Source organism: Methanoculleus sp. DTU007 (genome assembly GCF_001512385.1).
Lineage (GTDB): Archaea > Halobacteriota > Methanomicrobia > Methanomicrobiales > Methanoculleaceae > Methanoculleus > Methanoculleus thermophilus.
Map to the genome: position 1 here is coordinate 1 of NZ_LFRO01000024.1, position 12,321 is coordinate 12,321.

At 64.6% G+C, this 12,321-nt stretch carries 12 protein-coding genes, 2 tRNA genes and 2 pseudogenes; 14 read left to right on the plus strand and 2 right to left on the minus strand.

From position 1 onward, the window contains the following. From ACI94_RS02470 to cysE, 8 genes and pseudogenes are all read left to right on the plus strand, one after another. Positions 1 to 462 (plus strand): annotated as a pseudogene (locus ACI94_RS02470) (O-phospho-L-seryl-tRNA:Cys-tRNA synthase); the annotation flags it as partial. Beyond that, complete coding sequence (locus tag ACI94_RS02475; protein ID WP_066957558.1) at positions 459 to 1,754, plus strand: O-acetylhomoserine aminocarboxypropyltransferase/cysteine synthase family protein; 1,296 nt, start codon at positions 459 to 461, stop codon at positions 1,752 to 1,754. The pseudogene ACI94_RS02470 and the gene ACI94_RS02475, both read left to right, overlap by 4 nt. Beyond that, positions 1,705 to 3,225 (plus strand): homoserine O-acetyltransferase, encoded by a 1,521-nt coding sequence (locus ACI94_RS02480; RefSeq protein WP_224732764.1) that lies wholly within the window; start codon positions 1,705 to 1,707, stop codon positions 3,223 to 3,225. Before ACI94_RS02475 ends, ACI94_RS02480 begins: the two co-directional genes overlap by 50 nt. Continuing rightward, the gene (locus tag ACI94_RS02485) at positions 3,222 to 3,704 is read left to right on the plus strand and encodes a DUF1890 domain-containing protein (protein ID WP_066957554.1); all 483 of its coding nucleotides are present in this window, start codon (positions 3,222 to 3,224) and stop codon (positions 3,702 to 3,704) included. The genes ACI94_RS02480 and ACI94_RS02485 overlap by 4 nt, the downstream gene beginning before the upstream one ends. After that, the gene (locus ACI94_RS02490; RefSeq protein WP_286681050.1) at positions 3,683 to 3,970 is read left to right on the plus strand and encodes a DUF1894 domain-containing protein; all 288 of its coding nucleotides are present in this window, start codon (positions 3,683 to 3,685) and stop codon (positions 3,968 to 3,970) included. Before ACI94_RS02485 ends, ACI94_RS02490 begins: the two co-directional genes overlap by 22 nt. Then, entirely contained in the window at positions 3,967 to 5,103 is a 1,137-nt protein-coding gene (thiI, locus tag ACI94_RS02495) for a tRNA uracil 4-sulfurtransferase ThiI (RefSeq protein ID WP_066957550.1), read from the plus strand. Before ACI94_RS02490 ends, thiI begins: the two co-directional genes overlap by 4 nt. An 18-nt stretch (positions 5,104 to 5,121) precedes the next feature. Further along, entirely contained in the window at positions 5,122 to 6,051 is a 930-nt protein-coding gene (gene cysK / locus ACI94_RS02500) for a cysteine synthase A (protein ID WP_066957547.1), read from the plus strand. A gap of 15 nt (positions 6,052 to 6,066) precedes the next feature. Continuing rightward, entirely contained in the window at positions 6,067 to 7,020 is a 954-nt protein-coding gene (gene cysE, locus ACI94_RS02505; protein ID WP_066957545.1) for a serine O-acetyltransferase, read from the plus strand. Between the two features lie 6 nt (positions 7,021 to 7,026). Here cysE and nadA read toward each other — a convergent pair whose 3' ends face one another. Further along, positions 7,027 to 7,950 carry a quinolinate synthase NadA gene (gene nadA / locus ACI94_RS02510; protein WP_066957542.1) on the minus strand — a complete coding sequence of 308 codons (924 nt, stop codon included), beginning with the start codon at positions 7,948 to 7,950 and terminating at the stop codon, positions 7,027 to 7,029. A gap of 122 nt (positions 7,951 to 8,072) precedes the next feature. Here nadA and ACI94_RS02515 point away from each other — a divergent pair, with 122 nt between their 5' ends. Continuing rightward, positions 8,073 to 8,420, plus strand: coding sequence for a hypothetical protein (locus tag ACI94_RS02515; protein WP_066957540.1), 348 nt, complete (start codon positions 8,073 to 8,075; stop codon positions 8,418 to 8,420). A gap of 9 nt (positions 8,421 to 8,429) precedes the next feature. On the opposite strand, the gene ACI94_RS02520 is transcribed toward ACI94_RS02515, so the two are convergent. After that, entirely contained in the window at positions 8,430 to 9,422 is a 993-nt protein-coding gene (locus ACI94_RS02520; protein ID WP_083524813.1) for a radical SAM protein, read from the minus strand. Between the two features lie 180 nt (positions 9,423 to 9,602). Here ACI94_RS02520 and ACI94_RS02525 point away from each other — a divergent pair, with 180 nt between their 5' ends. From ACI94_RS02525 to ACI94_RS02545, 5 genes and pseudogenes are all read left to right on the plus strand, one after another. Then, a complete protein-coding gene (locus ACI94_RS02525) occupies positions 9,603 to 9,797 on the plus strand; it encodes a MoaD/ThiS family protein (protein WP_066957538.1) in 195 nt (64 codons plus the stop codon). Between the two features lie 4 nt (positions 9,798 to 9,801). After that, positions 9,802 to 10,719: a TIGR00269 family protein gene (locus ACI94_RS02530; protein ID WP_066957536.1), complete on the plus strand. Its 918-nt coding sequence runs from the start codon at positions 9,802 to 9,804 to the stop codon at positions 10,717 to 10,719. 230 nt (positions 10,720 to 10,949) lie between these two features. Then, positions 10,950 to 11,021, plus strand: a tRNA-Cys gene (locus ACI94_RS02535). A 323-nt stretch (positions 11,022 to 11,344) separates the two neighbouring features. Continuing rightward, positions 11,345 to 11,415: transfer RNA gene (locus ACI94_RS02540), tRNA-Cys, on the plus strand. A gap of 12 nt (positions 11,416 to 11,427) precedes the next feature. Further along, a pseudogene (locus ACI94_RS02545) lies at positions 11,428 to 12,321 on the plus strand (aminotransferase class V-fold PLP-dependent enzyme); the annotation flags it as partial.

The following is a 12,321-nucleotide window of genomic DNA, read 5'->3' on the forward strand; positions in this document are numbered from 1 at the left end:
GACGTCACCAACCGGAAGTTCGGGATCAAGGAGGTGGAGATGCTCGGGTGCACCCTGATGGGAGGGACCCTGCTCTCGATGATGGCCTCGTTCCCCGCCGTAAAAGAGCGGGTCAACCACTGGGACGAGGAGGTGAAGAAGTCGAACTACTTCATCGACGCCCTCCTCGCCATCGAGGGCTCAAAGGTCCTCTCCGAGTACCCGAGAAAGCATACGCTCACCAAGGTCGACACCACCGGGAGCTTCGATGCGGTCGCCGCGACCCACAAGCGACGGGGCTTCTTCCTCTCCGACGAACTCTCAAAGCGCGGGATCGTCGGGGAGTTTGCAGGAGCGACGCGCACCTGGAAACTCAACACCTTCGGCCTCTCCTGGAAGAAGATCCGCTATCTCGCGGAGGCCTTCCAGGAGATCGCCACAAAATACAATCTGAATGTGAAACCGAGGACAGGATCAGCATGAGCAGAGATAACTACCGGCTGGGCACGCTCGCCCTCCACGCCGGGCAGTCGCCCGACCCGACGACGGGAGCCCGTGCCGTACCAATCTACCAGACGACCTCTTACGTCTTCCGTGATACGGAGCACGCAGCGAACCTTTTTGCGCTCAAAGAGCCCGGAAACATCTACACGCGGCTGATGAACCCCACCACCGACGTCTTCGAGCAGCGGATGGCTGCGATCGAGGGAGGAACCGCGGCGGTAGGGGTTGCGTCGGGGATGGCGGCGATCACAAACGCCCTCCTTGCCGTCACACAACCGGGCGACGAGATCGTCGCCGCCGACAACCTCTACGGCGGCACCTACGAACTCTTCAACTACACGTTCCCGAAACTCGGGCGCAAGGTGGTCTTCGTCGACTCGACCGACCTCGAGGCGTTTTCGGCGGCGGTGACGGGAAAGACCCGGGCGGTCTACGCGGAGTCGATCGGGAACCCGAAACTTGACGTCCCCGACTTTGAGGCCATCGCGGCGATCGCACACGACGCCGGGGTGCCGTTCGTCGTCGACAACACCGCGGCGGTCGGTCTCGTCCGCCCCATCGACCACGGTGCCGACATCGTCGTCCTCTCGGCGACCAAGTTCGTCGGGGGCCACGGCACCTCGATCGGCGGGGTGGTCGTCGATTCCGGCAACTTCGCCTGGGACAACGGAAAGTTCCCCGGCTTCACCGAGCCCGACCCCTCCTACCACGGGCTCAGGTACTGGGAGACGTTTGGGAATTTCCCGGGGCTCGGCAACGTCGCCCTCGCCTACAAGGTCCGGCTTGAGGTCCTCCGGGACATGGGAGCGTGCCTTTCCCCGATGAACGCCTTCCTCCTCTTGCTGGGGCTCGAGACCCTCCACCTCCGGGTCGAGCGGCACTCGGAGAATGCTCTCGCGGTCGCCCGGTTCCTCCGGGACCACCCGAAGGTCGCCTGGGTGAATTACCCCGGCCTCCCCGACCACCCGTCCCACGCCCTCGCCCGGAAATACCTCTCCGGCGGGTTCGGCGCCCTGGTCGGGTTCGGGGTGAAAGGGGGGTGTGATGCGAGCAAAAAGGTGATCGAGCGGCTCCGGCTCTTCTCGCACCTGGCAAACATCGGAGACTCAAAGAGCCTCGTCATCCACCCGGCGAGCACCACTCACCAGCAGCTGACGCTCGAGGAGCAGGCGGCCTGCGGGGTGACCCCGGACTACATACGCCTCTCCGTCGGGATAGAGGATGTCAGGGACATCATCGAAGACCTCGACCAGGCGCTCGGGGATGAGTAAGATGCCCGGATCGGTCGGCACCACAAGGACGGAGTACGTCACCTTCTCCGAACCCCTCCCTCTCGATAGCGGTGCGGTCCTTTCGCCGGTGACGATCGCCTACGAGACCTACGGCCGGCTGAACCGGGAGAAGAGCAACGCGATCCTGATCTGCCACGCCCTCTCGGGCGACGCCCACGCGGCAGGCTACCATGAAGGTGAGACCCGGCCTGGGTGGTGGGACGGCGTCATCGGGCCCGGAAAGGCCTTCGACACCGACCGTTACTTCGTCATCTGCTCCAACGTCATCGGCGGCTGCAAGGGCTCGACCGGCCCCTCCTCCATCAACCCCGCGACCGGCCGGCCCTATGCCCTGGAGTTTCCGGTGATCACCGTGCGGGACATGGTCCGGGCGCAGAAACGCCTGATCGACCACCTCGGGATCAACTGCCTCGCCGCGGTGGCGGGGGGTTCGATGGGGGGCATGCAGGCGCTCCAGTGGTCGGTCACCTACCCGGAGGCGGTCCGGAAGGTGATCGCCATCGCCACGACCGCACGCTCGACCGCCCAGCAGATCGCCTTCAACGAGGTCGGGCGGCAGGCAATCATGGCCGATCCCGCGTGGGCGGGCGGGGCCTACCCGGCGGATCGCCCGCCGGTGCAGGGGCTTAGGCTCGCCCGGATGATCGGGCACATCACCTACCTCTCCGACGGGGCGATGCGCGAGAAGTTCGGGCGCAACCTGCAGGGCCGCAGCAGCGTCGGCTACGGGTTCTCCACCGAGTTTCAGGTCGAGAGTTACCTCCACCACCAGGGCGAGACCTTCACCCGGCGTTTCGACGCCAACTCCTACCTCTACATCACCCGGGCGCTCGACTACTTCGATCTCGCCGTGGACGACTCGCTCGCCGCTGGGTTTGCCGGGGCGAAGGCCTCGTTCCTGGTCGTCTCGGTCTCCTCGGACTGGCTCTACCCGCCCTACCAGTCCGAGGAGATCGTCAATGCCCTGGCCGCAAACGGCATTCCCGTCCATTACTGCGAGATCCGGTCGAATTACGGGCACGACGGATTCCTCCTCGAGTATGGGCAGTTGAACTACATCATCGGCACGTTCCTCGACCACCTGCTCGTCCGGGACGTCATGGAGACGGGCATTCCGACCATCGTCGAACGGGCGTCCATTCACGACGCTTCCCGGATCATGATCGAGAACGGCGTCAACCACCTCCCCGTCCTCTCTGAGAAGGGCGATCTCGCCGGGATCGTCACCTCCTGGGACATCGCGAAAGCGGTTGCCTGCGATTATGGGAGCCTCGACGAGATCATGTCGCGCTCGGTCGTCACCGCCGCCCCGGACGAGCCGGTCGCGGAGGTCGCCCGGAGGATGGAGGAGCGGTCGATCTCCGCCCTTCCCGTCGTCGACGCGGACCGGCGGGTGATCGGGCTCATATCGAGCGATGCGATCAGCACCCTCATAGGGAGGTGCACATGACGCCGCAGGCAGAGACGGATGAATCGGCCCTCCTGGTCTTCGGGTGCCCGGAGGTTCCGGTGCAGGCGGCGATCGGTCTGTACCTTGCAGGCCGGCTCGCTGAAGATGGCTACGACGTCCTCTGTGCCGGGAACGCCTCGGTTCTTGGCCTCCTCCGCGTCTCCGACTGGAGGCAGCACTACATCGGAAAGACCATCGACCTCGACCGCTGTATCGGGGAACTGGCGGAGAGGAAGCGGAATGCCGCTCTCTGTGTGGTCTTCGCCCATAACGATGCCGGCGTCTCGTATGCCGCGACGGTGCGCCACCTCCTCCCCAACGCACGCCTCCTCCTCATTATCTTCGGCAGGATCGCCGAAGAACTCGCAGCAGGGGTCGAGTTCCCCTGCGAGAAGGTCGTGGAGAAGGCGGTCCACAACCCGGGAAAACTAAAAATTGGGATCGACGAGGTCTTCGGATGGCGTGCATCGACGAGCTGAACCCTGAGGTTCTCCTTCGGGGAGCCTCGTTTGCTGAGTGCCGGAAGGCGGTGGAGAAGCGCTGCCGCGAGATCTACTACGTCGATCCGGGGTACGCGATCGTTGATACGCACATCATCGGGGTCCCGCCGATCGCCGTCGGGGTGGAGGAGGATGCCTACATCGTCCTCCCCTACACCAAGCCCTGCTACGGGACGTTCCTGATCCGTGTGCCGGGGGGCGCGGAGGTCGAACGGCTCCGGCTGAAGGGGAGGCGGAGACCATGACCGAACCGAACCGGGTCTGGCTGGTGCGTTACTCCGAGGTCTTCCTCAAGTCGGAGCCCGTCCGCCGGGCGTGGGAGAAGAGCCTTGTTTGCGGGATCGAACGAGTGCTCCCGGGTGCAAAAGTCCGGCGTGAGCGCGGGAGGATCTGGCTTACCGGGGACGTCGACCCGGAGGTGCTCCGGAATATCTTTGGCATCGTCTCGTTCTCGCTCTGCGATGTCGTGCCGCTCGACGATCTGCCGGCGGGGCTTCTTAGGTTCTGCGATGATCACGATATCGAAGACGCCGCGACCTTCGCCCTCCGGATCCGGCGCGTCGGGACTCACCCCTTCACCTCACAGGATCTTGCCAGGCGGCTTGGAGACCTGGTCCGGTCGGAGTACCCGCACCTTTCGGTCGACCTCGATCACCCAGAACGGGAGATCTTTATCGAGGTCCGGGACGGGACCTGCTACCTCTTCGACCAGAAGATCCCTGGCGCCGGCGGCATCCCCCCGGGTGTGGAGGGGACGCTTGTTGCGCTCATCTCCGGGGGGATCGACTCCCCGGTCGCGGCCTACCTGATGATGAAGCGGGGGTGCCGGATCGTCCCGATCTATGTCGGGCTCGAGGGCTTCCTTGACGAGACGAACCTTGCCCGGACGAAGGCCACGGTCGAGGCCCTCCGCCGCTACCAGCCGGATATCGATCTTATGGTCGTTCGGGATGGATACCTCGCCCGGGCGCGGCGGACGCTTGAAGAGCGGGGAGAGGAGCGTTATACCTGCCTCCTCTGCAAGCGGCGAATGTATCGGATCGCCGCTGAAGTCGCCCGGAGGGTGGGGGCGAAGGGCTTTGTCACCGGCGAGTCGATGGGCCAGGTCGCATCGCAGACCCTGGACAACCTGGCGGTGCTCACCGATGCGGCGACGATCCCTGTTTACCGGCCGCTGATCGGGTTCGACAAGGAGGACGTCATCCGAATTGCCCGCGATATCGGGACGTTCGATGTCTCGATCGCACCCGCAAGCGGATGCGGAGCGGTCCCGGCACGTCCCTGCACCGCTGCGGCGATCGAGACGGTCCGTGCGCTCGAAGAGGCGGTGGGGGATGCCGGAGATGTGGAAATGCTGTCTATTCAAGTATGTGAATGATCAAATGGGGCAATACCTATGGGAAGGATATACAATGACATCACCAGGACGATCGGGAACACCCCGCTTGTCCGGTTGAACCGCGTAACAGATGGGGCCCGGGCGACGGTCCTCGCCAAGGTGGAGTCGTTCAACCCGATGGGGAGCGTGAAAGACCGGATCGGTGTTGCGATGATCGACGAGGCCGAGCGGGCCGGCGATATCCGGGAAGGGACGACGATCGTCGAGGCGACGAGCGGCAACACCGGGATTGCGCTTGCGTTCGTCTGTGCCGCCCGCGGCTACCCGCTCATCCTGGTGATGCCCGAGACGATGAGTGTGGAACGGCGCAAACTTCTCGCCGCGCTGGGGGCCGAGGTGGTCCTCACCCCCGGGGCCGAGGGGATGAAGGGAGCGGTCAGCCGTGCCGCCAAAATCGCCGCCGAGAAACCGAACGCCTACTTCATGCCCAGGCAGTTCGATAACCCGGCGAATCCAGCCGTCCACCGCCGGACAACCGCCGAGGAGATCTGGCGGGACACCGACGGGGCCGTCGATGCCATCGTCGCCGGCGTCGGGACGGGAGGAACGATCACCGGGATTGCCGAGGTCATCAAGGCGCGGAAACCCTCATTTAGGGCGATCGCTGTCGAGCCTGCCGAGTCCCCCGTCCTCTCCGGCGGCCAGGCTGGCCCGCACCGAATCCAGGGGATCGGGGCCGGGTTCGTACCGGGCGTTCTTCGGACCGATCTCATCGACGAGGTCGTCCGGGTCACCGCCGAGGATGCCTTCGCGATGGCACGCCGGCTCGCCGCCAAAGAGGGTATCCTCGCCGGCATATCCTCGGGTGCGGCGGTCCATGCGGCCTGCGAGGTCGCCCGCCGGCCGGAGTACGAGGGAAAGGTGATCGTCGTCATCCTCCCGGATACAGGCGAGCGGTACCTCTCGACGGACCTCTTTAGCGCCTGAGGCGGGGGCGACGCGGTGAGCATCAGGGAAGACATCCAGACGGTCTTTGACAAGGACCCGGCGGCCCGGTCGACGCTCGAGGTCCTCCTCTGCTACCCGGGCCTCCACGCCATCTGGGCGCACCGGATAGCGCACGCCCTCTACCGCCGCCGACTCTACTTCCTGGCCCGGCTCGTCTCTCATATATCGCGGGCGCTGACCGGGATCGAGATCCACCCCGGCGCGAAGATCGGCCGCCGGGTCTTCATCGACCACGGGTCGGGTGTCGTGATCGGGGAGACCGCGGAGGTCGGGGACGATGTCCTGATCTACATGGGTGTGGTGCTCGGCGGGACCGCCCTCGAACGGACAAAGCGGCACCCGACGATCGAGGACGGCGTCATCATCGGGTCGGGGGCGATCGTGCTTGGCCCCATCACCGTCGGGCGCGGGGCAAAGATCGGCGCAGGCTCGGTCGTCGTCCACCCCGTCCCCCCCGGTGCGACGGTCGTCGGGGTCCCGGGCAGGCTTGCCGGTCCGAAGTGTCCGCGGGGCCAGGAGAAACTCGACCGCGGCGACCTTCCCGACCCGATGCTCCGGGTAATCAGCCGCATGCTTGATAGGCAGAATCGGATTGAGGAGCGGCTCCGGGCGATGGAGCGGGCGGGCCTGGTTCCCGGAAGACGCCAGGAGGAGATCGAACTCGAGGAGAGAGTCCGGGCGGCGTTAAAAGAGGTGATCGACCCGGAGGTCGGGATCGATCTCGTCGACCTCGGTCTGATCCGGGGGATCACCGTCCGGGACTCATCGGTGCTTGTCGAGATGGTCCTGACCACCGCCACCTGCCCGCTCGTCGACTACCTCACCGACCAGGTCCGGCGCCGGGTCCTCGAGGTGAGCGGCGTTCAGAACGTCGAGGTGCAGGTTCTCGACGAGCCCTGGGACTGGGACCGGTTCTTCGGCGAACGGAATCTCTTCGAGAAGACCTGAAAATGACTACCGCGGGAGATCCAGCATCCGCTGGATCGCGACCCGCGCCCGGGCGGCGGTATCCTCCGGGACCGTCACCCGCGGCTTGCACTCTTCGAGGGTGGCGCATACCTTTGCGAGATTGGTCTTCTTCATATTGACGCAGATTGCCTTCTTTGAGAGGGGATAAAAGACCTTTCCCGGGCACTTCTTCTCGAGCTGGTGGAGGAGCCCGACCTCGGTCCCGATGATGAACTCCCGACGGGGGCTATCGCAGGCGTGGCGCACCATCCCCGAGGTCGAGAAGACGTGATCGGCCAGATCAATCACCTCGGGCCGGCACTCGGGGTGGACGAGCACCTCGGCTTCCGGATGTGCGCGGCGGGCGGCCAGCACCTCATCGGCCGTCATCCGGTCGTGGACGATGCAGTAGCCCTCCCAGGGGAGGATCTCCTTTTTTGTGAACCGGGCGACGTAGCGGCCGAGGTTTCTGTCGGGGAGGAAGATCACCTGCTCTGCGTCGAGCGACTCGACGACCGCGACGGCGTTTGCGGAGGTGCAGCAGATGTCGCTCTCCGCCTTCACCGCGGCGGAGGTGTTGACGTAGGCGACGACGGCGGCCTCCGGGAACCGCTCGCGCAGCACCCGGACCTCGCCGGGGGTAACCATCTCCGCCATCGGGCAGCAGGCGTCGGCCGCGGGGAGAAGGACGGTCTTTGCCGGCGAAAGGATCGCCGCCGTCTCGGCCATGAAGTCGACGCCGGCAAAGACGATGACGTCGGCCTCGGCCTTCGCCGCCGCCCGGGCGAGTTCAAGCGAGTCCCCGACGAGGTCGGCGACCTCCTGCACCGCCGGGATCTGGTAGTTGTGGGCGAGGATGATGGCGTCTCGCTCCTCTTTCAGCGCTGCTATCCGTTCGGCGAGGGTTTTATCGGTATTGACGGACGGGATGGTATCACAACCTCTGGTCTATGATACAGGTCGTTTTCACAAACGTTATTCCTGCGTACACTTAACAATTGTGAACGTACGGTGCGGCCCGGGACTCCCCCGGGCCGCGCGGAGACGATCTCATGGCGCGAATTCTATCCGAGCGGGATGTGGCGATCTTAAAGAAGGCCGCTCCCGAATGCACGGGGCTTGTATGTGCGGGTTCGGGAGGGCCCTACCGGTCCGTCCTCCCCCCGCTCGCGAACCACTACGCAGCGAATGCGGAGGACTTCCGCATCCGTCTGGAACGGCTCGATGACGACGACCTCCACTACCTCGCGGGGCTGATACTGGACGGGAGCGAGAGCCTCGGGTGCGTCTCACCCGAATACATCGAGGTCTTTCTTTCCGTCGTCGATATCCGGCTCGGCCGGGATGTCGCCCTCTCGATCCTCGAGCACTACGAGGGCAGTGGTGGGTGCGCCCCGTGATCCCCCGCATCAGACGTCCCAGAACGGGGTGAGATCGCAGCCTGTGCAGGGGAGGCACATCGTCCTCGCCCGCCGCGGGTCGAGGTTGTACCGCTCCAGTATCTCCCGGGTCATCACCGTGAGCCGGAGGAGACGCTCCGCCGACGGACGCTCGACGGCGATCTCGCCTGCCCGGAGGGGCGATGCGGAGATCGCTCTAAGGATGGGAATGACGCCAATCTTCGCAAGATGGGTGACGCCGTCCCTGATCGTCTCGTCGTCCTCGCCGAGACCGATGATGAAGTTCGAGAAGACCGCGTTCCGCCCAAAGACCTCTACCGCATCTTTGAGCGCATCGAGGATGAACGAGAGGGAGAGGCCGGGACAGACCCGCGAGAAGATCTCGGGGTCCATCGTCTCGACGTTGTACTTGATCTCGTCGGCACCGGCGGCACGGAGGATCGCGGTCGAGTCCGCGGTGGGGTAGACCGAGACCCCGATCGGGAGGTCGAACCGTGTTCGGAGCGCCCTCACCACGGCGGCCACCCGCTCCACCTCCTGCTCCGGCGTCTCGGCGACGCCGCTCGTGAGGGAGATCGCAGAGAGGCTCCCGCTGGCAGCGGCCTCCTCGACCATTCTCACGATCGTCTCCGTATCCTTGATCGCCCCGTCGAGTTTCGGCACCGGACAGTACTTACAGTCGTAGACGCAGCGCTCGCTGACGGTGACGTATGCCTGCTCCGGGCAGTGGCAGAGCGGGCGTTCGATGCTGCCCCGCGTGATCGTCTCGCCGTCGCGGACGACGGCGACCCCGTCCCCGTCCGGGACGACCCGGAGCGGCGATGCCGGGTTGATGGAGAGCCTGACCCTCCGGCTGCCGGAGCGGATGAAGATCGATGTTCCTCCGGCTCCCGGGCCAGCCGTCGCCGTCGTTGATTGGAGAGCAGGGGCGAGCGCCTCGTCGATGCTCGCCGATCCGATACTGATGAGGTATGCCTTCTCCTCGGGTGTCATGGTGTGCATCTCTTCTCCTCCCGGTTGTCGCCACAGGCTCTTGGGTCACGAAATTAACAATTGTGAATCTGCACACGGATCTCTTCTGAGATCCTTATAATTTTTACTGTTGCGCCGGATACGCCGTATTTCGCTCCTGACCCCTGAGGGTATTTATGGGATCGCAAAACCAACATTCACAACAGAAGTATGCAGATCATCCTCCCGGACCGGAGCGTGCGAACGCTCGCTCGCACCTCCGCGCCGATAGAAGAGATCCTCCGTGAACTCGGGATCAACCCGACGACCGTGATCGTCACAAAAAACGGCAAGATCGTCCCCGAAGACGTGGTGGCGACCGAGGGCGACGAGATCCGGATCATCCGGTTCTCGCACGGCGGGTGAGCCGGTGACTTTCGGTGGGAACCGGTGCTCCCTCTGCGGCGAACCCGCGGTCGTCCGCCTCGTCGAGCCGGAGCGGCGGCTCTGCGCCGCCCACTTCATCGAAGACGCCGAAGCCCGTGTCTTTGCCGCCATGAAGCGCGAGTGCATGGTATCTCCGGGCGACCGGGTCGCCGTCGGCCTGAGCGGGGGAAAGGACAGCACCGCCCTGCTCCTGATGCTCCACCGCTCTCTCCCGGCGCTTGGGGCAGACCTCGTCGCGGTCACCATCGACGAAGGGATCGCGGGTTACCGGGAGGAGACCCTCAGGGCCGCGGAGGCTCTGACGCAGGAGCTCGGTGTCGAGCACGCGATCGTCACGTTCGCCGACCTCTTCGGGGCGGACCTCGATTCGATGCTCGTCGGCAGGGAGGCGCAGGGCTGCACCGTCTGCGGGGTGCTGCGCCGGCGGGCACTCGCCGAGGGGGTGAAGCGGGTCGGCGCGACGAAGCTTGCCACCGGGCATAACCTCGACGACGAGGCGCAGTCGGTCCTGATGAACGTCCTCCGCGGCGACCTCCCTCGCCTTCTCCAGGACACCTCGACCGGCTATCCGGGTTATTTCGTCCCCCGGATAAAACCGCTCGCCGTCCTCTCCGAGAAGGAGATCGTGACCTACCTCCTCCTCCGCGGTTACTTCCGCGACCTGCCCGAGTGTCCTTATGCCGGGACGGCGCTCCGGTCGGAGGTGCGCTCGATGGTTGCAGAACTCGAACACCGTCATCCGGGCACGATGCATCGCATCATGAGGTTCCGCGACGGCGTCCGGCGTCTGGCCCGCCCGGCGGAGCCGGCCAGGGCGCTTTCCGCCTGCCGCATCTGCGGCGAACTCACGAGCGGCGAGGTCTGCCAGGTCTGCCGGCTGCTCGGGCGGGATGAGCGGTAACTGCGGCACGCCGATGGCTGGAGCGCCTTGTCCATGCCTCCCGCTCCGGTGGCTCCCGGATCGAGTGCGCCGCAGGAGAGTCCTGTCTCTTTCGGGCGACGACCGCCCTGATGGTTTGCCGCATTCGGTCCGAACTCGGCTGAGATGCGGAAAGAATTGCCGAAAGAAGAACTATAATGGCATGAGAGGGAGCATAGTGATATAGCGGATTCACAATTGTGAATTCCAGCGCCAAGGTGGCGGAGTGGCTACGCGGTTGACTGCAGATCAACTACACCCCGGTTCAAATCCGGGCCCTGGCTCTCTTCTGTTGTATCGTTTCGCGGCGACGCTGCGATCCTCCGCTCCGGGTCTCTCTTCCGTATCGTGACTCCCTGGTCCGGCGGGGCCGATCGCGAAACACACTTTTCTCCCTGCTTCTGCTCTCCTGTCCGGGTGTTGCAGGCCACGCCGCATACCCCGTCTCCATTCCGAATGTGCCGCAGATGAGTCGGCCCTGCTTCCCTCCCGTACCTGTTAAACCCTTCCGTTCGGAGGGAAACCCGGAAAAATTCGCCGCTTTGTTAATCTATATCTATCTGCATGTGGCATCTACTATGCAGAGTTCACAATTGTGAACTCAGGCGCCCGGGTGGCAGAGGGGTTATGCGTCCGACTGCAGATCGGAGGAGATGAGTTCAAGTCTCATCCCGGGCTTTAAGGGATACCATGAGTATTAGAGTCCAGAAGACGTTCGAAGCCCTCTTCGCCCTTGAGGACCTGCGGGAGATCTTTCGTGGTTCGCTCCCGACCGGCCTTGACGAGGAGGAAGAGAAGGCGTTCCGCGCTAAGATCGCGGATCTGAAGTCCATCATCGCGGAGCTTGAAGAAGACCGGGGTACTCCCCGCACCACGATGATCGCCGANNGCCCTGATCTCGTACGGCGACGGCTACTCCACCTGTGACGCCTGCCGAAAGCCCTTCCGGCTCGATAAGATCACGAAGCCCTCCATTGCGGCGTTCCACGAGGACCTCGCGAAGTTCGTGAACATGGACCAGGCGCGGGTCGTCCCCGGCGCACGACGCGGGTTCCAGGCAGTCGCCTCCACGCTCGTCTCGAAGGGCGATCCCGTCATCGTCTCGGCCCTCGCCCATTACACGGAGTTCCTGGCCGTGGAAGAAGCGGGAGGCGTCGTGAAGGAGGTGCCGCTTGACGCCGGCAATCGCGTCACGGCGGATGCAACGGCGGAGAAGATCGAGGAGGTCGTCCGGGAGAGCGGAAAAACCCCGGCCCTCGTGATGATCGACCATTACGACTACCAGTTCGCAAACCAGCACGACGTCCGGGGGATCGCGAAGGTCGCGCACCAGTACGACATCCCGTTCCTCTACAACGGTGCCTACACGGTCGGCGTCATGCCGGTCGACGGCAAGGCAATCGGGGCCGACTTCGTCGTCGGCTCCGGACACAAGAGTATGGCATCGGTCGCGCCGTCCGGAGTGCTGGCGACGACCGATGAATGGGCACCGAAAGTGCTGCGCACCACCGCGATGGTCGGCGACGTCACCAACCGGAAGTTCGGGATCAAGGAGGTGGAGATGCTCGGGTGCACCCTGATGGG